General features: G+C 74.4%; 20 protein-coding genes and 1 tRNA gene. 7 read left to right on the top strand and 14 right to left on the bottom strand.

The window, feature by feature from the left end:
- Positions 1 to 63 precede the first annotated feature (63 nt).
- Both CFLA_RS04615 and CFLA_RS04610 read left to right on the top strand, forming a co-directional pair.
- Positions 64 to 942, top strand: a complete 879-nt coding sequence (locus tag CFLA_RS04615) for a siderophore-interacting protein (protein WP_052302676.1) — start codon at positions 64 to 66, stop codon at positions 940 to 942.
- Between the two features lie 36 nt (positions 943 to 978).
- A complete protein-coding gene (locus tag CFLA_RS04610) occupies positions 979 to 1251 on the top strand; it encodes a DUF1905 domain-containing protein (RefSeq protein WP_013116160.1) in 273 nt (90 codons plus the stop codon).
- A 47-nt stretch (positions 1252 to 1298) separates the two neighbouring features.
- On the opposite strand, the gene CFLA_RS04605 is transcribed toward CFLA_RS04610, so the two are convergent.
- The 8 genes from CFLA_RS04605 to CFLA_RS04570 form a co-directional block, all read right to left on the bottom strand.
- Positions 1299 to 1372 (bottom strand) — tRNA-Leu (locus CFLA_RS04605).
- 238 nt (positions 1373 to 1610) lie between these two features.
- Complete coding sequence (locus CFLA_RS04600) at positions 1611 to 3134, bottom strand: NAD(P)/FAD-dependent oxidoreductase (protein ID WP_043598794.1); 1524 nt, start codon at positions 3132 to 3134, stop codon at positions 1611 to 1613.
- A gap of 96 nt (positions 3135 to 3230) precedes the next feature.
- Complete coding sequence (locus tag CFLA_RS04595; RefSeq protein WP_013116158.1) at positions 3231 to 4613, bottom strand: hemolysin family protein; 1383 nt, start codon at positions 4611 to 4613, stop codon at positions 3231 to 3233.
- A gap of 148 nt (positions 4614 to 4761) precedes the next feature.
- Positions 4762 to 5964 carry a hypothetical protein gene (locus tag CFLA_RS04590; protein ID WP_013116157.1) on the bottom strand — a complete coding sequence of 401 codons (1203 nt, stop codon included), beginning with the start codon at positions 5962 to 5964 and terminating at the stop codon, positions 4762 to 4764.
- Positions 5961 to 6290, bottom strand: coding sequence for a PadR family transcriptional regulator (locus CFLA_RS04585; protein ID WP_013116156.1), 330 nt, complete (start codon positions 6288 to 6290; stop codon positions 5961 to 5963). Before CFLA_RS04585 ends, CFLA_RS04590 begins: the two co-directional genes overlap by 4 nt.
- Positions 6291 to 6795: 505 nt before the next feature.
- Positions 6796 to 7749, bottom strand: a complete 954-nt coding sequence (locus CFLA_RS04580; RefSeq protein WP_043599803.1) for a Ppx/GppA phosphatase family protein — start codon at positions 7747 to 7749, stop codon at positions 6796 to 6798.
- Between the two features lie 66 nt (positions 7750 to 7815).
- Positions 7816 to 8313 carry a DUF501 domain-containing protein gene (locus CFLA_RS04575; protein ID WP_043599800.1) on the bottom strand — a complete coding sequence of 166 codons (498 nt, stop codon included), beginning with the start codon at positions 8311 to 8313 and terminating at the stop codon, positions 7816 to 7818.
- 147 nt (positions 8314 to 8460) lie between these two features.
- A complete protein-coding gene (locus tag CFLA_RS04570) occupies positions 8461 to 8931 on the bottom strand; it encodes an FtsB family cell division protein (protein ID WP_013116153.1) in 471 nt (156 codons plus the stop codon).
- 401 nt (positions 8932 to 9332) lie between these two features.
- On the opposite strand from CFLA_RS04570, the gene CFLA_RS04565 reads away from it, so the two are divergent.
- A complete protein-coding gene (locus CFLA_RS04565; protein WP_013116152.1) occupies positions 9333 to 9677 on the top strand; it encodes a PadR family transcriptional regulator in 345 nt (114 codons plus the stop codon).
- Positions 9674 to 10267 (top strand): HAAS signaling domain-containing protein, encoded by a 594-nt coding sequence (locus tag CFLA_RS04560; protein ID WP_013116151.1) that lies wholly within the window; start codon positions 9674 to 9676, stop codon positions 10265 to 10267. The genes CFLA_RS04565 and CFLA_RS04560 overlap by 4 nt, the downstream gene beginning before the upstream one ends.
- 67 nt (positions 10268 to 10334) lie before the next feature.
- On the opposite strand, the gene eno is transcribed toward CFLA_RS04560, so the two are convergent.
- Positions 10335 to 11615, bottom strand: a complete 1281-nt coding sequence (gene eno / locus CFLA_RS04555; RefSeq protein ID WP_013116150.1) for a phosphopyruvate hydratase — start codon at positions 11613 to 11615, stop codon at positions 10335 to 10337.
- 161 nt (positions 11616 to 11776) lie between these two features.
- Here eno and CFLA_RS04550 point away from each other — a divergent pair, with 161 nt between their 5' ends.
- On the top strand, positions 11777 to 12598 hold the full coding sequence (locus tag CFLA_RS04550) for a putative protein N(5)-glutamine methyltransferase (RefSeq protein WP_013116149.1): 822 nt from the start codon (positions 11777 to 11779) through the stop codon (positions 12596 to 12598).
- A gap of 198 nt (positions 12599 to 12796) precedes the next feature.
- On the opposite strand, the gene CFLA_RS04545 is transcribed toward CFLA_RS04550, so the two are convergent.
- From CFLA_RS04545 to CFLA_RS04525, 5 genes are all read right to left on the bottom strand, one after another.
- Entirely contained in the window at positions 12797 to 14869 is a 2073-nt protein-coding gene (locus CFLA_RS04545) for an endo-1,4-beta-xylanase (RefSeq protein WP_013116148.1), read from the bottom strand.
- Positions 14870 to 15168: 299 nt separating this feature from the next.
- On the bottom strand, positions 15169 to 16560 hold the full coding sequence (pntB, locus tag CFLA_RS04540; protein WP_013116147.1) for a Re/Si-specific NAD(P)(+) transhydrogenase subunit beta: 1392 nt from the start codon (positions 16558 to 16560) through the stop codon (positions 15169 to 15171).
- 5 nt (positions 16561 to 16565) lie between these two features.
- Positions 16566 to 18122, bottom strand: coding sequence for a Re/Si-specific NAD(P)(+) transhydrogenase subunit alpha (locus CFLA_RS04535; RefSeq protein WP_013116146.1), 1557 nt, complete (start codon positions 18120 to 18122; stop codon positions 16566 to 16568).
- A gap of 185 nt (positions 18123 to 18307) precedes the next feature.
- Positions 18308 to 19069 (bottom strand): nucleoside triphosphate pyrophosphohydrolase, encoded by a 762-nt coding sequence (locus tag CFLA_RS04530; protein WP_245530303.1) that lies wholly within the window; start codon positions 19067 to 19069, stop codon positions 18308 to 18310.
- Complete coding sequence (locus CFLA_RS04525) at positions 19003 to 19557, bottom strand: SurA N-terminal domain-containing protein (RefSeq protein ID WP_013116144.1); 555 nt, start codon at positions 19555 to 19557, stop codon at positions 19003 to 19005. Before CFLA_RS04525 ends, CFLA_RS04530 begins: the two co-directional genes overlap by 67 nt.
- A 211-nt stretch (positions 19558 to 19768) precedes the next feature.
- On the opposite strand from CFLA_RS04525, the gene CFLA_RS19705 reads away from it, so the two are divergent.
- Both CFLA_RS19705 and CFLA_RS04515 read left to right on the top strand, forming a co-directional pair.
- Entirely contained in the window at positions 19769 to 20086 is a 318-nt protein-coding gene (locus CFLA_RS19705) for a hypothetical protein (protein ID WP_013116143.1), read from the top strand.
- Entirely contained in the window at positions 20083 to 21120 is a 1038-nt protein-coding gene (locus CFLA_RS04515) for a radical SAM protein (RefSeq protein ID WP_013116142.1), read from the top strand. Before CFLA_RS19705 ends, CFLA_RS04515 begins: the two co-directional genes overlap by 4 nt.
- Positions 21121 to 21136 lie beyond the last annotated feature (16 nt).

Genomic DNA, 21136 nt, shown 5'->3' with positions numbered 1-21136 from the left:
CGACGTCATGCTGCCACCGGCTCGCGGGCGCGGCCCGCGGGAGCCGCGGTTAGGCTCGCGTGCGTGACTCCCCCCGGCACCCCTGCCCCGTCGAGCGCGCCCACGCGGCGACCGGCGCCCGTGCTGGCGCGCGTGGTGCGGACCGAGCGGCTGACGCCGCACCTGCTGCGCGTGGTGCTCGGTGGGCCCGGCATGGCGCCGATCGCACCGCCCACCGAGGCGGACTCGTACGTCAAGCTCGGCTTCGCCCCGGACGGTCCCCGCCCGCTCGGCCCCGATGGCCGGGTCGACGTCGAGGCGCTGCGCGCGGCGCTGCCGCAGGGCGCGGAGGTGCGGCTGCGCGCGTACACCGTGCGCGCGTACGACGCGACGACGCACCAGCTGACGGTCGACGTCGTCGTGCACGGCGACGAGGGGGTCGCAGGCCCCTGGGCTCTCGCCGCCCGGCCCGGCGACGAGGTCCTCGTGCACGGGCCCGGCGGCGCCTGGTCACCGGACCCGGAGGCCGAGGTGCACCTGCTGGCCGGTGACGCGAGCGCGCTGCCCGCCGTCGCCGTGGGCCTCGAGCGCCTGCCGCGTGACGCCGTGGGGCTGGCCGTGCTCGAGGTGCACGACGCCGACGACGAGCTGCCGCTGGACGCGCCGGCGGGGGTGGAGGTGCGCTGGGTCCACACCGGCACCGGCGTGCCGGGCGTCGCGCTCGTCGACGCCGTGCGCTCGTGGCCGTGGCCGGCGGGCCGGGTGTGCGCGTTCGTCCACGGCGAGGCCGGCGCGGTCAAGGAGCTGCGCGGCTACCTGCGCGCCGAGCGTCGCGTCGCGCGCGGCGACCTGTCGATCTCCGGGTACTGGCGCCTCGGCGCGGACGACGAGGGCTGGCGGGCCGCCAAGAAGGACTGGGCGCGGCAGATCGAGGCCGCGGAGGCGGCGGCCGGTCTCGACTGACCCACGGCCGCCGGCAGCCCGGGTAGCGTCGCCGCCATGGCTGACGACGAGACGACGTTCGAGACCACGATCGGTGTCGAGGTGAAGGGCGACGTCTGGAGCTGCGTCGAGATCCCCGACTCGGTGGCGTTCCTCGGCACCGGGCGGAGCGTGAAGGTCGACGCGGTGGTCGACGACGTCCGGCTCGAGAACGTCGGGGCGGTGGTCACCGGCACGGGCGGGCACATGGTGTCCCTCAGCGCGAAGGTCCGCAAGACGCTCGGCAAGGAGATCGGCGACCCGGTGCGGGTCACCGTCACGAAGCGCTGACCACCCGGGCCCCACCGCCGGCCGCGGGGCCACCGGCCGCGGCGAGGTGCCCCCGCCGGGGTTCGAACCCGGACTGGACCGGGTTTAAGCCGGTTGCCTCTGCCGGTTGGGCTACGGGGGCGCGCCGCCATCCTGCCAGCCCACCCTCCCGCCGAGTGCGGGGGAAACGTCGCGAGTGCGGGGGTGGTTTCCCCCGCACTCGCGTGCGATCCCCCGCACTCGACGGGAGAGGCATCGTCCGGACGCGCGACACGCCCCGATCCGGGGACGGGGTCGCGGGGTCGTCGAGCGCGGGGTCGTCGAGCGCGGGGGCGTCGAGCGCGGGGGCGTCGAGCGCGGGGCCGTCGGTCGGGGGCGGGTCAGGCCTTGCGGGCCTGCTCCTTCGCGGCCGGGGAGTCCTTCTCGGCCTTGTACGGCGGCAGCGACTCGCCACCGGAGGCGCCGTCCGTCGGCGCCGTCGCCTGCGAGACCTGCTCGACCTTCGGCTTCGGCGGCGCCGACGCGGCACGGAACTCCGCACGCGGGTCGTGCAGCGACCCCAGGGCCACGACCTCACGGCGCAGCAGCACCGACCCGGTCCAGCCGGCGGCGATCCGCAGCTTGCGGTTGAACGTCGGCATCGCGAACACGTGGTACGTGCGGTGCAGGACCCACGCGAGGAACCCGCGCACCTTGATCCGCCCGAACATCTGCGCGACGCCCTTGTACATGCCGAGCGACGCGACCGCACCGACGTTGCGGTGCTTGTACTCGGTGGGCTGCGCCGAGCGCAGGACGAGCGCGAGGTTGTCCCCGATGTGGTTGCCCTCGCGCAGGGCGTGCTGCGCGTTGGGCGGGCAGAACTTGCCGGGGTTGTACAGGTCGGGCACCGCGGCGCAGTCGCCCGCAGCCCACGCGTCCGCCACGACCGTGCCGTCCTCGTCCGTGACCTGCAGCGTCGCGTTGCAGATGACGCGGCCCATATGGTCCAGCGGCAGGTCCGACTGCTGCAGCACCGGGTTGGCCTTGACACCCGCGGTCCACACGACGGTCTCGGCGTCGAACTCCGTGCCGTTCGACAGCACGATGCGCCCGTCGACGCACGACGACAGGAACGTCGACAGGAAGATCTCGATGTCCCGCTTGCGCAGCTGCTCGAGCGTGTACCCGCCGAGCTCCTCGCTCACCTCGGGCAGGATGCGCGGGCTGCCCTCGACGAGCACGAACCGCAGCTCCTCGGGCTCGATCTGCTTGTACTTGCGGACCGCGTAGCGCGCCATGTCCTCGACCTCGGCGAGCGCCTCGATCCCGGCGAAGCCGCCGCCGACGAACACGAAGGTCAGCATCTTGCGACGCAGCTCGGGGTCCCACGTCGAGGCCGCGACGTCGATGCGGCCCAGCACGTGGTTGCGCAGCGCGATGGCCTCCTCGACGTTCTTGAAGCCGATGCCCTGCTCCGCCAGGCCGGGGATGGGCAGCGTGCGCGCGACCGAGCCGAGGCCGACGACGAGGTGGTCGTACGTGACCCAGTACGAGTCGCCCTCGATCGGCGTGATCTGCACGCGGCGGTTGGCGTGCTCGATCTGGGTGACGTGGCCCTGCAGCACGTCGACGTTCTTCAGTGCACGACGGTGCGGGGCGACGACGTTGCGCGGGTCGATCGAGCCGGCCGCGGCCTCGGGGAGGAAGGGCGCGTACGTCATGTAGGGGCGCGGGTCGACGACGACGATGGCGGCCTCGCGCTTGCCGAGCCGGCGGCGCAGGCGGCGCGCCGAGTACAGGCCGACGGTGCCACCGCCGAGGACGACGACACGCGGCACCTTGCGGGGCTTGCCGGCCGGGGCGGGCATGAGCTCACCCGTCGGGCGGGCCGCGTCGACGGAGGCGGTGGACGACTGAGACATACCTCCAACGGTAGACGCGCGCACGACGAGCGGCCTCCCGCGAGCGCGGTGACGCCGCGCACACCGCCGGGGTCAGCGGTGTGAGATCCGCCGCACTCAGGCGCCGGAGGACCCGTCCGGCTCGTCGCCGGAGGCGTGCCGCTCGACCGACACGCGTGTGATGCGACGCCCGTCGACGGCCACGACCCGCAGCCGCGCGCGCGTCGTGCCCGCCGCCGGCACGTCGGCCACGTCGCCCGGCTCCGCGATCCTGCCCAGGCGCGCGAGCACGAATCCGGCGACGGTCTCGTAGGGCCCGTCGGCGAGCACGAGACCCGTGCGGTCCGCGAAGTCCTCGAGGGACAGGCCCGCGTCCACGTCGGTGTCGGCGTCCCCGGCGGGCGCCGGGTCATACTCGTCGACGATGTCACCGACGAGCTCCTCGAGCAGGTCCTCGAGCGTCACGATGCCGTCGGTCCCGCCGTACTCGTCGACGACGACGGCCAGGTGCTGACCGGTGCGGCGCATCTGCGACAGCGTCGCCAGCACCGCGTTGGTGCCGGGCAGGGACACGACCGGCCGGACGACGTCGCGCACGGTCGTCGCCGCGATCTCGACGATCGCCTCGACGACGCCCTCGCGGCCGTGCGCGTCCGGGTCCGCGTCCGCGTCACGGACGGCCCGGGCGACCGGCGCGAGCAGGTCACGCACGTGCACGAACCCGACGATGTCGTCGAAGTCCTCGCCCGTCACCGGGTAGCGCGAGTACGGCAGCGCGGCGACGGTCTGCGCGGCACGCGCGATCGGCTCGTCGGCCGCGAGGAAGGCGACGTCGGCGCGCGGGCGCATCACCTCGACGAGCGAGCGGTCCCCGGCGTCGAACACGTCGTCGACGATGCGCCGCTCGTCCTCGGGCAGGTCCGGGTGTGTGCGCACGAGGTCGCGCAGCTCCTCGTCACTCATCTGGTCGCTCGTCGCCGCCGGGTCCAGGCCCAGGAGCCGCACGACGCCGTTGGTCGAGCGGGACAGCAGCCACACCACGGGCGTCATGAGCGCCGCGAAGCGGTCGAGCGGCGGGCCCACCCACATCGACACGCGCGCGGCCTGCTGCATGGCGACACGCTTGGGCACGAGCTCTCCGAGCACGAGCGAGAGGTACGCGATGACGAGGGTCAGCACGACGAGCGCGACACCCTCGGCGGCGCCGGACGCCATGCCCAGGTCGACGAAGACGGGCGCGAGCGCGGACGCGAGCGTCGACGCGCCGAACGCCGCCGAGAAGAACCCCGCGACGGTCACACCGATCTGCACGGCCGCGAGGAACCGGTTGGGGTTGCGGGCGACCGCGGCGACACGCGCACCGCGCGGACCCTGCCGCTCGATCTGCACGAGCTGCGACTCGCGCAGCGAGACGAGCGCCAGCTCGGTGCCGGCGAACACCCCGCCGATGAGCACGAACAGCAGGACGAGGCCGATGTCGGCCCAGGTGTCGGCGGTCACGAGCCCTTCCCGGTCGGTCGCAGGTGAGCCTCCACCCTAGAGGGCCTGCCCTCCCCGCGCGCCCGCCCGTCGCACCGGGTGGGGGCGATGCTCACGTGCGGTGGACGTGTCCTCCCCGTACGCGGTGATCGCGTCCCGCTCCTCGACGTCAGGGGGCGGGGACGGGCGCGTCGGTGGCGGGGGCGTCGGAGGCGCCCGGGAGGCCCGAGTCCGCGGCGCCCGCCGCCGGTGCCTCGGTGGCCGGCTCCTCGGGGGTGCCGGGGGACGGGCGCGGGGTGGGGGCGACGGTCTCGGTCGTCCACGGGGTGACGGGGGCCGCGGCGGCGAACGGCCAGGTGGCCGTCACGAGCTGCCGCCGCACGTCGGGCTCAGCCGGGTCCGGCGCGGTCTCGGCGTCCTCCCACAGGTCGCGCGGCAAGGTGTGGAGCGGGAAGACGTTCCAGCGCGACTGCCCGTTCACGCCGGGGACCCCGACGTGGATCAGCGGGGCGTCAGCGCCGTCCGGCCAGAACTCCTGCTGCATCCAGATGTCGCCCGCGTACGGCTCGGTGGTCACAGGGCGCCCGTCCTGGTCGAAGACCTGCGCTCCGTCGACCGGGTTGCCCTCGGCGTCGTAGACGAAGAGGTTCGACGCGTACTCCCCCGCGACGAGCACGCCGTCCTGCGGGGTCGTCTCGACCCACGTCTGCGCCGCCGCGGCGTCGCTGCGGTGGACCTGCGGCAGCGTCAGCAGCAGGACCACGGCCGCGAACGCGAGCGCGCCGTTCACCACCCGCAGCACGCGGTGCCAGCGCGGACCGGTGCGCCACCGGCCGCGTCCCCACTGCGCGCTCGCGACGACCGCGAGCAGCAGCAGCACCCAGCCGCCCGACGTCGACGGCAGCCAGAACGCGTACGTCTCGCCGCCGACGACCTGCAGCAGCAGGTGCGCGAGCGTCCAGCCGCGCAGCACCCACCACGCGGGCCGCAGCTCGACGAGCAGTTCCTCGACGTGCGGGAACCACCGGGTGGCGCGCAGGCGTGCCAGGGTGGTGCGCTCGGCGTCGCGGGCCGCACGCCACGGCGCGAGGAGCGCTGCGCGGAACCTGCTCTCCGGACGCGCGCCACCGAGCGCGGGTGCCAGACCTGCCGCGGTCCGCAGCTCGGCGGCGTACGCCCCCGGCGCACCGAACTCGTCGACGAGCGAGCCGCGGTGCGCCCGCCCGTCGTCGGCCAGGGCGTCCGCCAGGTTGGCCTCGAGACCGTCGGTCAGGTCGTCGACGTGCTCGGGTCCCAGGTCCGCGAGCGCGGCCCGCACCTGCGCGGCGTACGTCCGGACGTCCTGCGCGATCGCGTCGTCGACGATGCTCATGCCCCACCCTCCGTCCCGAGCAGGCGCTGCATGGTGCCTGCGAACTCGTTCCAGTCCTTGCGCTGCGCCGCGAGCGTCGCCCGCCCCTGCGCGTTGATGCCGTAGTACTTGCGGTGCGGGCCCTCGTCGCTGGGCACGACGTACGACGTCAATGCACCGGAGGAGTACAGGCGCCGCAGCGTGCCGTACACCGAGGCGTCGCCCACCTCCTCGATGCCGGCGGCACGCAGGCGACGCACGACGTCGTACCCGTAGCCGTCCTCGTCCGCCACGACGGCGAGCACGGCGAGGTCCAGCACCCCCTTGAGCAGCTGCGTGGTGTCCATGCGGCCTCCCGCTCGTAGCGACCCCTCCCGTCGCCCCCGGGTGGTGGCCGGGGCGACGGGACGTGGCGCGAGCCCGCACTCGGGCCCGCACGTCGCACAGTACTGCGGCATCCGCACTACTGTCCACGCCACGCCACATCACCCCACGCCACATCTCGCCACGCCACGCAGCCGACCCCACACCTCGCCGACCGGAACACCACTCACCGAACGACGGCCCGGAACGTGAGCCAGGTTCCGGTCGGCGGGGTGGGCGGGCGCGGCAGCACCACCGGAACACCACTCACCGAACGACGGCCCGGAACGTGAGCCAGGTTCCGGTCGGCGGGGTGGGCGGGCGCGGCAGCACCACCGGAACACGGTTCACCGAACGACGGCCCGGAACGTGAGCCAGGTTCCGGTCGGCGGGGTGGGCGGGCGCGGCAGCACCACCGGAACACCACTCACCGAACGACGGCCCGGAACGTGAGCCAGGTTCCGGTCGGCGGGGTGCGGTGGGGTGGGGTCAGCGCTCGGCGATGCTCCAGGCGATGCCGTCGAGGATGTCGTGCTCCGACGTCACCACGTGGGTGAGTGCTCCGCCCGCGGCGTCGACCTCGTCCCGCACGCGGCGCACGACGTCACGCCAGACGAGCGCGCCGGCGCCGATGACGTCGACGCGGCCCGGGTGCAGGTACGGCAGCGCCGCCCGCTGCTCGCGCGTGCGGGCGAGCATGTCCTCACAGCTCCCCAGCACGTCGTCGACGCCCAGCACGGCGCCGTCGATGCGCGTGCGGTCATAGCGGTCCAGTCCGAGGGCGTGCGCGGTGAGCGTGGTCACCGACCCCGCGAGCCCCACGAGCGTCACGGCGCGTCCGAGCGGGACCACCTGGGCCGCGGCGTCGAGGGCCTGCCGGACGTCGTGCGACGCGGCCGCGAGCTGCCCGGCCGACGGCGGGTCGTCGTGCAGGTGGCGCTCGGTGAGCCGCACCGAGCCGACGTCCATCGACACGGCCGCCTCGGGCGCGCCCGTCCCGAGCACCAGCTCGGTCGAGCCACCGCCGAGGTCGACGACGAGGAACGGCGCGTCGAACCGGCCAGCGAGCACGCCCGTCGCACCGCGGAACGACAGCCGCGCCTCCTCGTCACCGGCGACGACCTCGGGGTCGACGCCCAGCGCCTCGCGCACGCCGGAGACGAACTCGTCCCGGTTCCGCGCGTCACGCGTCGCGGACGTCGCGACGAACCGCACGGCCTCGACCCCGAGCCGCCGGCAGACCTGGTGGTACCGCCGGGCGGCGTCGAGCGTCCGCGCGAGCGCGTCGGGCGCCAGCAGCCCCGTGCGGTCGACGCCCTGGCCGAGCCGCACCACCTCGTTGCTGCGCTCGATGTCGACGAGCGTGCCCGCCGCCGGGTCGACGTCGGCGACGAGCAGACGGATGGAGTTGGTCCCGCAGTCGATGGCTGCCACGCGTGTCACCGGCACATCGTGCCACCGCGCACCGACGTCACCGGACACGGGCAGAGCCTGCGCGGCACCTGGGCGTCAGCAGGTGCAGCGGTCGGGGCGCCACCGCTCGGCGACCATGCCGAGCGTGAGGTCCCCCACGGGGTTGACCCCGGGGCCGGCCGCCAGGGCGTGCGCGACGAGCACGTGCAGGCACTTGACCCGCTGCGGCATGCCGCCGGCCGAGATGCCGGCGATCTCCGGCACGTGCGCGATCGCCTCCCGGTCGGCGAGGTAGGCCTCGTGCGCCCGCCGGTGCCCCGCGGCGAGCTCCTCGTCCTGCGCGAGCTGCGCCGTGAGCTCCTTCATCACACCCGTCGCCTCGACCTCGCTCACGGCCGCGACCGCCTGCGGTGACGTCAGGTAGTACGTCGTCGGGAACGGCGTGCCGTCCTCCAGCCGCGGCGCCGTGCGCACCACGAGGGGCCGACCGCAGACGCACCGCGCGGCGACACCCACGACACCGCGCGGGGGACGCCCGAGCTGCTCGGTGAGCACGGCGACGTCCTGCGCGCTGACATCGCTCGCGACGGGCACCGGCGGCGCGGGAAGGGCCGAGGGCCCGGGCACGTCGCGGTGCGTGGTGGGGTCGGGTGCGGGCACGTCGGTCCGTTCGTCGGGTGGCGTCAGGGGGCGACGCCCATTGTCCCCCAGGGCGGCACCGCGCCGGCCGGCCCGGGCGCCTCAGCCGGCTGGATCGGTGCCGGACCCGGCTCCCGGCGCGCCCTCGGGGGTGACCGGGGTCTGCTCCGCGCCCGGCGCCGTGCCGTCGACGTCGAGCTCGCCGGCGACCCGCACGGACTCCCACACGGTGGTGTACCACGGGCGTGTCGCACCGTCGGAGGGTGTGCTCACGGGGCCGCTCGGGTTCGCGGGCGTGTCCGGGACGACTTCCGGGTCGACGACGCGGTAGGCGGTCTCCCCCGGCATCACGAACGACAGCCGCTCACGCGCCTGCGCGATGACGTAGGCGTCGTCGTCCCACCGCAGGAGGTCGGCCTCGAGCTCGGCGTTCTCCGCGCGTGCGGCGTCACGCTGGGCGCGCAGCTGCTCGACCTCCTGACGCGTCTCGAGGTACGAGCCGAGCGTCGGGTAGACGAGCACGAACGCGACGAGGACGACCAGCGAGAACACCATCGCGCGGACGGTGAACATGCGGGGCACGGGCAGTCGCGCGCCACTCGCCCGGGGGGTCCCGCGCGGGGGCGTCGAGCCGCCGCGCGTCGAACCTCCGGGGCGGCGGCCCGCACGTGCCGACGCGGGCCGGGACGTCGCCACCCGGGGCACCGCACCGGAGCGGGGCGTGGCTCCCCGCACGCCGCGCGGCGCCGTGGTGGGCCCGCCCGCCCGGCCCGTGGACGCCCGTCCGGCGCGCGGCACGGCGCCGGAGGCCGTGTCGTCACGGCCCGACCGGCGGCCGGAGCCGGGGGCGGGCGGACGACGCGGAGCGGACATGGCGACGATTCTGCCCGCCCCTCCCCCGAATGGCTGGACGTGGCGCCGTGCGTCGCGTCACCTCCTGACGGTTCCTTGTCACGCACGGTAGCGTGCGCCACATGGAACCGACGCCGAACGACGTCCGGACCCAGCTGCGCCGGGGCACCCTCGAGTTCTGCGTGCTCGCCCACCTGGCGGCGTCCCCCGCCTACGGGCAGGACATCGCCCGCGCGCTCGGCGCGGACCACGTGCTGTTCGCGTCCGAGGGCACGCTCTACCCCCTGCTCACGCGCCTGCGCAGCCGTGGCTGGGTCGACACCAGCTGGCAGGAGTCCCCCACCGGACCGCCCCGCCGCTACCACCGCCTCACCGACTCCGGCCGCGCGGCCCTCGACGCCTTCGTCGAGGTGTGGCGCCCCTACCGCAGCGCCGTCGACCACCTCCTGGAAGGACTGCCCGCATGACCGCCGTCACGTCCCCGCTCGTCGCCGCGTACCTCGCCGACCTCGAGCGTCGTCTCGCCGACGCCCCCGCCGCCGACCGGCTCGACGTGCTCGACGCGGTCCGCGAGCACCTCGACGCCGCGTTCGCCGAGGCCGGCCCGGCGCCGTCCGACGACGACGTGCGCCGCGTGCTCGCCGACCTCGGCAGCCCCGACGACGTCGCCGGGGCGCTCGCGCTCGCCGCACCGCCGGCCGCCGCGACGCCGGTCGCACCCGCCCCGCCGCGGACGTCCGTCGGCGTGTGGGTGCTGCTCGTGCTCGCCGGCCTCGTCGCGGGTCTGCTCGTCGCACCGCTCGTCGTCGCGCTCGGGATCGTGCACGTCGCCGCGCTGGTGACCGCGCTCGTCACCGTCGTCGCCGTCACGACGTGGGTAGGCGTCCGGGCGTTCGGGCCCCGCGGGCGCCACGCGCGCCGGGGATGGCAGATGGCCTTCGCGGTCGCCCTGCCGGCGACCCTCGTCGCCGGCACGGTCCTGCTGGGGTCGGCGTTCTTCCTCGTCGTGGAGGACGGCTCCGCCGAGAGCGGCCCGGTGGTGGTCGTCGAGGAGTGACGCCCTCGGGGTACGACGATGCCCGGCCACCGCGAAGGTGGCCGGGCGTCGTCGTGTCAGCCGAGGATCAGCGGCCGAAGCGCGGGAAGGCGCTCGCACCGGCGTAGATGCCGGCGTCGTCGAGCTCCTCCTCGATGCGCAGGAGCTGGTTGTACTTGTTGATGCGCTCGCCGCGGGCGGGCGCACCGGTCTTGATCTGGCCGGCGTTCGTCGCCACCGACAGGTCGGCGATCGTCGTGTCCTCGGTCTCGCCGGAGCGGTGCGAGGTCATCGTCGTGAAGCCGGACCGCTGCGCCAGGGTGACCGCGTCGAGGGTCTCGGTGAGGGTACCGATCTGGTTGAGCTTGACGAGCAGCGAGTTCGCGGCCTTGAGCTGGATGCCCTTGGCGAGGCGCTCGGGGTTGGTGACGAACAGGTCGTCACCGACGATCTGCACCTTGTCGCCGACCTTGCCGACGAGCTCGGCCCACGAGTCCCACTCGTCCTCGGACAGCGGGTCCTCGATGGACACCAGCGGGTAGTCCGCGACGAGCTGCTGGTAGAACGCGATCATCTCGGCGGGGGTCTTGGCGACGCCCTCGAACTGGTACGCGCCGTCCTTGAAGAACTCGGTGGCGGCCACGTCGAGCGCCAGCGCGACGTCCTTGCCGGGCACGAAGCCGGCCTTCTCGATCGCGACGAGGATGAGGTCCAGCGCGGCGCGGTTCGACTCGAGGTTCGGCGCGAAGCCGCCCTCGTCGCCGAGGCCCGTGCTCAGGCCCTTGCCCTTCAGCACCGACTTCAGCGAGTGGTACACCTCGGTGCCGGTGCGCAGCGCCTCGCGGAACGTCGTGGCGCCGATGGGTGCGACCATGAACTCCTGGATGTCGACGTTGGAGTCGGCGTGCGACCCACCGTTGAGGATGTTCATCATCGGCACGGGCAGGACGTGCGCGTTGGGGCCGCCGACGTACCGGAACAGCGGGAGGTCGGCCGAGTCGGCCGCGGCCTTCGCCACGGCGAGCGAGACGCCGAGGATCGCGTTCGCGCCGAGCTTGCCCTTGTTGGGCGTGCCGTCGAGCTCGATGAGCGCGGCGTCGACGAGACGCTGCTCCGATGCCTCGAAGCCGATGAGCTCGGGCGCGATGTCGTCGATCACGGCGTTGACGGCACCCTGCACGCCCTTGCCGAGGTAGCGGGGGTCGTCGCCGTCACGGCGCTCGACGGCCTCGAACGCGCCGGTCGACGCACCCGACGGGACGGCGGCACGGGCGATGGTGCCGTCGTCGAGGGCGACCTCGACCTCGACAGTGGGGTTGCCGCGCGAGTCCAGGATCTCGCGGGCGCCGACGGCCTCGATGCTGGCCATGGTGCTCCTTCGACAGACGGTGGGTTTGCGCACCCAGCCTAGTGCCGCTGGTCAGCCGGGACGCCGGGACCTTCGGCAGGTGGACGACACGCCCGTGACCAGCGGCGACGCACCGGGCGCGCCCCGGGGTCGTCGGCGAGCAGGTCGTGGGAGCATGCGGCGTGACGTCCGAGGATGCGCCGCCGCCGGCGCTCGTGGCACGGCTGCGCGCCGCCGGGTGCGTGTTCGCCGAGGACGAGGCCGCGCTGCTCGTCGCGGCCGCAGCCGACGGGCACCCCGCCGGCCCCACGTCCGACGGTCTCGCCCACGCGCTCGAGGTGCTGGTCGCACGCAGGGTCGCGGGGGAGCCCCTCGAGACCGCGCTGGGTTGGGTGGCGTTCGCCGGGCTGCGGCTGCAGGTCGGGCCCGGCGTGTTCGTGCCCCGCCGGCGGACCGAGCTGCTCGCACGCACGGCGGTGGACCTGGCCCGGGACGCCGGGCCCGCGCCCGTCGTCGTCGAGGCCTGCTGCGGCGTCGCTCCCGTTGCGGCGCTCGTGGTGCACGACGTGCCCGGGGCGCGGGTGCACGCGACCGACCTCGACCCCGCCGCGGTCGCGTGGGCGCGGCGCAACCTCGCCGGGCGCGGCGCCGTGCGGGAGGGCGACCTGCTCACGCCGCTCCCGGTGCGCCTGCGCGGCCACGTCGACGTGCTCGTCGCGAACGCCCCGTACGTGCCGCACGACGCCATCGCCACCATGCCGCCCGAGGCCCGTGACCACGAGCCCCGACTCGCGCTCGACGGCGGCCGCGACGGCGTCGACGTGCAGCGCCGGCTCCTCACCCTCGCGCCGGCCTGGGTGCGCCCGGGCGGGTACGTGCTCGTCGAGACGAGCACCCGGCAGGCTCCGGCGACGCGTGCCGCGTGCCCCGCCGGGTGGGCCGTCGAGGTGCGGCACGACGACGACATCGACGGCACGGTCGTCGTCGCCCGCCGTCCCGCCTGACCGCAGCCGCTGCCCGCGGGGCCCGGTCCGGTCGGTGCCCCGCGCCGCCCGCGGGCCGCTTCACGCGACCCGTCCGGCATCCGGACGGATGCATGGACGAGACCGGGCCCGGACCGCTCACCACGGTGGATGAGCGACCAGGGCCCGGTCTCGTGCGCCCGGCGTCCCGTCAGGCGGGACGCCGGGTCGCGTCAGCCGTCAGGAGCAGGCGGCGCCGTTCAGCGTGAACTGCGTCGGCTTGGCGCTGTTGCCGTTGCCGTTGTGGCTGCCGTTGAAGCCGATGTCCACCGTGGCGTCGGCACCCAGGTTGCCGTTCCACGCCTCGTTGCTCACCGTCACGGTCTGGCCCGACTGGGCCCACTTGGCGCTCCAGCCCTGCTGGACGGACTGGCCGGCCGGCAGGTCGAACTCCAGGGTCCAGCCGGACAGCGCCGCGCCCTTGTTCGTCACGCGGACCGAGGCCGTGAAGCCGGTGTTCCACGCGTTGGCCGTGTAGCTCACCGTGCAGGCGCCACCCGGGTTCTGGGTCGGCGACGGGGTGGGCGACGGCGTCGGGCTGACCGTCGGGGTCGGCGTCGGGGTCGGGGTGACCGTCGGCGTCGGGGTCGGCGTCGGCGTGACCGTCGGCGTCGGGGTGACCGTCGGCGTCGGGGTCACGGTCGGCGTGGGCCTCGGCGTCGACCCGATCTGCGTCGGGTCCACGACACCCCAGTAGGCCGGCTTGACCTGCAGCTGACCGTCGAACAGCAGCGGCGCGGCACCCGCGCGCAGCCAGGTGCGCGAGTCCTCGAGACCCCACACGGTGATCGACTCGAACGACGCCGCGTGCTTCTCGAACATGTCGAACATGTCGCGGTAGTAGTACCCCTGCTCGAGCAGGCGGTCGGCCGGCGGCGTGGTCCAGGACTCGCCCTCGTGACGGTAGGTCGAGGCGTCGAACTCCGTCACGGCCTGGCGCACGGGCAGCGCCTCGAACGCCGTGATGGTGTCCTCGGCCATGCTGATCGAGCGGCCGACCTCGACGTGCAGCTGGTGGCCGACGCCGTCGACCGGCACACCGTCCGCGAGCAGCTCCTTCACGAGCGCGAGGTACGGCGCGCGCTTGTTGGGGTACTCGGAGTTGTAGTCGTTGATGAACAGCAGGACCTCGGGGCCGAACGCGTCGCGCGCGTAGCGGAAGGCGTCGGCGATGTAGGACTTGCCGAGGATCCGGTACCACTCGCTGCGACGCAGACCGTCGGGCTGGTTCTCGTCGATGACCTCGTTGACGACGTCGAACGCGAAGATCGGGTTGCCGGGCGTGCCGTACTCGCCGTACGTCGTGCGGTAGTGGTCGGCGATCGCCTCGATGTGCGTACGCAGGCGCTCGCGCAGCAGCTCCTGGTCCGCGGCGGACGTCGTGAGCGACGACCCGTCGCGCTGGAAGAACCAGGCCGGTGTCTGCTGGTGCCACAGCAGCGTGTGGCCGTAGACCCGCATGTCGTGCTCGATGGCCCAGTCGACGAGGCCGTCGGCGGCGGTGAACGTGAACGTGCCCTCGGTGGGCTGGATCGCGTCGGGCTTCATCTGGTTGCCGGGCGTGATCTGCTCGGCGTGGTGCGCGAGCAGCGCGCCGCGGCCGCCGACGGTGTCCTGCGGCTCGACCGCGATGCCGAAGGGCACGGACACGGCGTCACGGACGGGCGTCACCGACGTGTCGGGCGAGTAGGTGATCCCGCTGACGACGACGTCGTCGACCATGACGTCGACGGGTGCGGAGACCGACTCGACGTACAGCGACGCGGTGTCGAACGGGCCGGGCACGTAGGTCGCGACGACCTGCTTCCACTGGCTCGAGACGTTCTCGACGGTGGCGACGGTCTCGTACGACGGCTCGCCGGCGAGGTCACGCTGCACCGAGACGCGCAGGTCGGCGGAGCCGGCGCCGTCGGGCAGCCGCAGCCACAGGCCGACGGTGTACGTGGTGCCCGGCTCGAAGATGTCGGTGACGGGGATCAGCGCGCCGTCCCACGGGTCGACCCGGTCCTCGACGAGCAGGCTGCCGGTGCCGCGCGCGCCCACGGACGTCGTGCTGACGGTCGCGGCGCCGCGCGCCTCCCAGCCGTCGAGGCCGGCCTCGAAGTCGCTGTCGATGACGACGGCGGGCGATGCGGCACCGGCCGGGGCGACGAGCGGCGACGCCGTCGACACCGCGGCGGCGAGCCCTGCCGCGACGAGGGCCGCCACGGCCGCGAACGCGGGCCGGGTGCGAAGGGCGGGAGCGGACGACATGGGGGAACTCCTCGTGACAGGTGGTGGAGCGTCACAGCGCGATCCGGCGCGAGGCTAGGGGTGCGCGCCACACCCCGTCACCACCCGAACCGTTTCAGCCGTCCCATGACCGGCCGGCCGGCGGTGGTGGTCGCGGCGGGACGACGACCCGGGCGGATCGTCAAGGGGACCTCGGCCCGAGTTCGGCCCGGACGAGCCCGGCGACGACGCCGGAGACAGGCCGGGGGCGACGGTGCACCCGGCACCGTCGCCCCCGACCCGCGGCCCCGGTCAGCGCGGCCGCGTCGAGACCTTCCCCGTCACCCGACGGCCAGCGGTGCGACGATCCGCTCCACCTGGTCCTTCGCGTCGCCGAAGAGCATCGCGGTGTTCTCGCGGAAGAACAGCGGGTTCTGCACGCCCGCGTACCCCGTCGCCATCGACCGCTTGAAGACGATCACCTGACGTGCCTTCCACACCTCGAGCACAGGCATGCCGGCGATCGGCGACGACGGGTCGTCCAGCGCCGACGGGTTCACGGTGTCGTTGGCGCCGATGACGAGCACGACGTCCGTCTCGGCGAAGTCGTCGTTGATCTCGTCCATCTCGAACACGATGTCGTACGGCACCTTCGCCTCGGCCAGCAGCACGTTCATGTGCCCCGGCAGCCGCCCGGCGACGGGGTGCACGGCGAACCGCACGTCGACGCCCTGCCCGCGCAGCTTCGCCACGAGCTCCGCCACGGGGTACTGCGCCTTGGCGACGGCCATGCCGTACCCGGGCGCGATGACCACCCGCTGCGCGTCGCGCAGCATGTCGGCGACGTCCGCCGCGGAGACCTCACGGTGCTCGCCGTAGTCGCGGTCGCCGGCGACCACGGTCCCCCCCTCGGTGCCGAAGCCCCCGAGGATCACGGACACGAACGACCGGTTCATGGCCTTGCACATGAGGAACGAGAGGATCGCACCGGACGACCCGACGAGCGCGCCGACGACGATGAGCAGGTCGTTGCTGAGCATGAAGCCCGCCGCGGCCGCGGCCCACCCCGAGTACGAGTTGAGCATCGAGACGACCACCGGCATGTCGCCGCCGCCGATCGACGCGACCAGGTGCCACCCGAGGGCCAGTGCGACCACCGTCATGAGCACCAGCGGCAGCAGCGACGGCACGGCGAGGAACCATGCGAGCAGCCCCGCCGAGGCGACGAGCGCACCCAGGTTCAGCGCGTTGCGGCCCGGGAGCATGAGCGGAGCGCTGCGGATCCTCGCCGACAGCTTGAGGAACGCCACGACCGACCCGGTGAACGTCACGGCGCCGATGAGCACACCGAGGAACACCTCGACCAGGTGCAGCGCGTCCGGCTCCTCGGTGAGGAACGAGTTGAAGCCGACGAGCACCGCGGCGAGCCCGACGAACGAGTGCAGGATCGCGATCATCTCCGGCATCTGCGTCATCTCGACGCGCCGCGCGCGCCACATGCCGACGCTCGCGCCGAGGGCGAGGGCCAGCGCGATGAGCATGAGCGTGACCGGGACGGGACGCTCGGAGACGTCCGCCGCGAGCGCGACGGTCGCGAGCAGCGCGAGGGCCATGCCCGCGATGCCGTAGAGGTTGCCGCGCCGGGCGGTCTCCTGCTTGCTCAGGCCCGCGAGGGACAGCACGAACAGGATCGCCGCGACCAGGTAGACGGCCTGGGCCAGTGAGGTCAGCACGGTCCTCACGCCTCCTTCCGGAACATGTGGATCATGCGGAACGCGACGAGGAACCCGCCGAAGATGTTGATCGCCGCGACGGTCGCGGCGACGAAGGCCAGCGTGCTGACCACCCAGCTCGAGCTGCCGATCTGCAGCAGCGCACCGACGAGGATGATCCCGCTGATCGCGTTGGTGGTGGCCATGAGCGGCGTGTGCAGGGAGTGGCTGACGTTGGAGATGACGTAGTAGCCGACGACGACCGCGAGCGCGAACACCGTCGCGTGGCTGAGGAACGACGCGGGCGCCGTCGTCAGCGCGAGGACGGTGAGCACCGCGCCGAGCCCGGCGAGCACACCGTTGCGGCGCTGCCGGCGCGCGGCGGCCTCGGCCTCGGCAGCGGTGCGCGCGGCGCGCTCCTCCTCGGTCTCCACCGGCGCGGTCGGGGTCGCCGCGGGCGCGGCCGACACCGCGACGGGCGGCGGCGGCCAGGTCACGTCGCCCTCGGTGGTCACGGTCATGCCGCGCTGCACCGGGTCGTCGAGGTCGAGGACCAGCTCGCCGTCCTTGCCGGGCGTCAGCAGCGCCAGGAGGTGGACGACGTTGGTGCCGAAGAGCTGCGACGTGTGCTGCGGCATGCGGCTCGGCAGGTCGGTCCACCCGAGGACGACGACGCCGTTGTCCGTGACGACGCGCTCGCCCGGAACGGTGAGCTCGCAGTTCCCGCCGCCCGAGGCCGCGAGGTCGACGATCACCGACCCCGGGCGCATCGCCTCGACCATCTCCTTGGTGATGGTCCGCGGCGCCTGTCCCCGCACGAGCGCGGTGGTGACGACGACGTCCGCCCAGGCGGTCTGCTCGGCGTACATCGCCGCGGTCAGCCGCTCCTGCTCGGCGGTGAGCTCGCGCGCGTACCCGTCGGTCGAGACCTCCTGGCTCGCGCCCTCGGCCTGCACGAACGTCGCGCCCATCGACTCGATCTGCTCCCCCGCCTCAGGGCGCACGTCGAACGCGCGGACCTGTGCACCGAGGCTCGACGCGGTGCCGAGGGCTGCCAGGCCCGCGACGCCGGCACCGATGACGAAGACGTTGGCGGGCGGGGTCTTGCCCGCCGCCGTGACCTGCCCGGTGAACATGCCGCCGAACTCCTCGGCCGCCTCGATGACGGCCCGGTAGCCCGCGACGTTGGACAGCGTGGACAGCACGTCGAGCGCCTGCGCGCGCGAGATCCGCGGCACCGCGTCGAGCGCGAGCGCGGTGACCCCGAGCGTGGCGAGGCGGCCGGGCAGCTCCGGGTCGGCGAACGGCGCCATGGTCGCCACGAGCGTCGCGCCGCGTCGCATCCGCTCGACGTCGGAGGGCAGGTGCACCGCCGTGACGACGTCGCACGCGAGCACGTCGGCGCGGTCGCAGGTGCTCGCGCCGGCGGCGGTGTAGGCCTCGTCGGTGAACGTCGCGGACGCGCCCGCGTCGTGCTCGACGACCACCTCGTACCCGAGGTCGCGGAGCTTCGCGACGGTCCGGGGTGTGGCGGCCACCAGCCGCTCGCCCGGGCGCTCCTCGCGCAGGACGCCGATCCTCATGCGTGCTCTCCTTCGACTCCGGACGGTGGGGGACGTCGGTCCCCCTCGCACGGCCCATCCTGGTCCGGGCCGTACGGTGACGAGTCGGACCTTCGACCCGGACGGGCCGGTCCGCCGTGGTGGGGCCTCGCATCCTCCCCCACCCCAGTCTCACCCTGCGAGACGCGTCGCGTCCCGGGCAGGCGTCAGGCCTCGGCCCGGCGGGCCGCCGCCTCCCAGTCGGCGGTCGCGCGGCGCAGCGCGGCCTCGGCGTCGACGCCCGCGTGCTGCGCCGCAACGACGAGCGCGAGCAGCGCCTCGCCGATCGCCGCGGGAGCCGCGTCGGCAGGCACCGGGCCGTCGGACGAGGGTCCCGCGGGGACGGGCGCCGTGTCGAGCAGCCCGGCGCGGCCGGCCCGCGCGACGAGCTTCTGCGCGCGCGCCAGCGCCCCCATCGACGCGGGGACGCCGTCGAGCACCGACGTGCGCGCGGGCTTCTCGGCGCGCTTGAGGTCCTGCCACCGGGCGTCGACCGTGGCCGCGTCGAGCACCTGCCCGGCACCGGGGCCGAACACGTGCGGGTTGCGACGCACCAGCTTGGCCGCGAGGTCGTCGGCGACGTCGCCCACGTCGAACGGCGCCACGGGGTCCTCCGACGCGATGCGCGCGTGGACGAGCACCTGCAGCAGCAGGTCGCCGAGCTCCTCACGGACGTGCGCGGGGTCGCCGTGCTCGACGGCCTCGACGAGCTCGTGTGCCTCCTCGAGCGCGTACGGCAGGAGCGAGGTGTGCGTCTGCTCGGCGTACCAGGGGCACCCCTCGGGCGAGCGCAGCCGGTCCATGACCGCGACGACGCGCGCGAGCGCGGCCGCCTGCCGGTCGTGCGGCCCCGGCGCGCCCGTCAGGGCGTCGGCTCCGGCTCCGGCGTCGCCGACGAGCCGTCCCGCCCGCCCTCGGGCACGACCCACGACGGCGCCGCGGGTGGCGCGACGACCAGGTCGTCGGTGAACTCGCCGAACCGCGGGTTCACCTCGATGTCCGCGGCGGCGACGCGTCCCTGGTAGTCCTCGGCGGCCGCCTGCGCGTCCTCCAGGCCCTGCAGCGCGCTGGCCGCCAGCGAGTAGCGCCCCACGGCGATCGCACCCGGGCCGAACTCCAGGGCCTCGCCCTTCTCCTCGCCGAGCGACTGCACGGCCACCGAACGCAGCAGCTCCAGGGCCTCGTCGTCGTTCACGCCGACGCCCTTCTCGGCCGCGACCTGCGCGGCGAACGGCTCGGTGATGAGCACGCCGAGGACGTCCTGGGCTCCGGCGCCGTTGAAGATCGGCTCGAGCTGCTCGTACGTCGTCGCGAGCTCGGCCGTGGTGATCGTCCGGCCGTCGACGACCGCCGCCGTCCCCGGCTGCCCGGCGCACCCGGCGAGCAGACCGCCCGCCACGACCGCCGCCGCCACCATCCGCACGCGTCCTCGCGTCCGTCGCACCGCCACCAGGGCCTCCCGCTCACGTTCCGTAGGGGTCGCCCGCCATCGTAGGGCCTAGCGCCGGACCCTCCGCGCCGCGCCGGCCGCGTCCACCTCGCCCGGTGGTATCACCCCCGTGCGGGCCCGCCTCCTCCAGGGCACAGGCGCCCGGACCGCCGTGCGCCGTGCACCGGGGGAGGAAGCGATGGAACGAGGATCGGAACGGCTCGTCGCCGGCTGGCGCGACGGGGGGTTCGCCCTGGACGAGGAGCTGGTCGAGCGCGTGCTCAGGATCAGCTCGCAGTTCGACATCGACGACTGGTACATCGCCGGTCAGCCGAAGCCCGACCTGCTCCGCACGTCGTTCGCCGTCAAGGGTGTCGACGCGCTCGGGCCCGTCGTGCAGGACCTCGTCGGGGCGCTCGACGGCCTCGGCCTCGGACGGGCGGGCGGGCTGCGGGTCTTCCCGCGCGGGATCCCGGCCGACGTCTTCCACGTCGAGCTGCAGGTGGGCGCGCGGTGAGCCCCGCCGGCGCCGCAGGTGACGTCGTCGGACCCCCGGGTGGGCGCGGCATCCTGCAGATCCACCCGACCCGTCGCTGCAACCTGCGGTGCCGGCACTGCTACTCGCGGTCCGGGCCCGACGTGGACGAGGCCCTGACGACGGCCCTCGTGCGGTCCGTCGTCGAGGACGCCGCCGCGCTGGGCTACGGCGTCCTCGGCGTGTCCGGCGGGGAGCCGCTGCTGCACCCGGGCCTCGGTGAGCTGCTGCGCACCGCCCGCGGGGCGGGCATGCGCACCACCGTGACGACCAACGGCATGCTGCTGACCCCGCGCCGGGTGGACGAGCTCGCGGGGTGGGTCGACGTGCTCGCGATCTCCCTCGACGGGGCGCCGGACAGCCACGTCGCGATGCGCGGCGACCCGCGCGCCTTCACCCGCATGGCAGGACGGCTCGAGCACCTCGCCGCCTCGGGGACCGCGTTCGGCTTCGTCTTCACGCTCACGCAGCGCAACGTGCACGAGCTCGACTGGGTCGTCCGGTTCGCGCGCGAGGTCGGCGCCGGCCTCGTCCACGTCCACCCGCTCGAGCCCGAGGGCTATGCCCTGGACAACCTGCCCGGCGCCGTCCCGGACGTCGTCGAGCTCGGGTTCGCCGCCGTCGAGGCGCTCCGGGTGAGCCAGGAGGCCTGCGGCCCCGCCCTGCAGATCGACGTCGTCAGCCGCCGCACGCTGCTGTCCGACCCCGCCCGCTTCCTCGCCCTCGACGCGCCGCCCGACGGGCCGCTCGGCTCGTGGCTCAGCCCGCTGGTGCTCGAGACCGACGGCACCGTCGTCCCGCTGACCTACGGGTTCCCGCGCCGCCACGCGCTCGGTGACGTGCACACGGCTCGGCTCGTCGACCTCGCCGCGCAGTGGGACGCCGCGCCGCTGCTCGACGTGCTGCGCGCGACCCACGACCGCCTCACGGCACCGGACGGCCCGCCCCTGACCTCCTGGTACACCGAGGTCCTCACGACGGCCCGCGACCGGGTCGAGGTCGGAGCCGGGACGTGACGACCGCGGCGCCGCG

This window comes from Cellulomonas flavigena DSM 20109 (assembly GCF_000092865.1).
GTDB lineage: Bacteria > Actinomycetota > Actinomycetes > Actinomycetales > Cellulomonadaceae > Cellulomonas > Cellulomonas flavigena.
The sequence above is the reverse complement of the archived record's forward strand: the minus strand, read 5'-3'. Positions and strand labels throughout refer to the sequence as shown.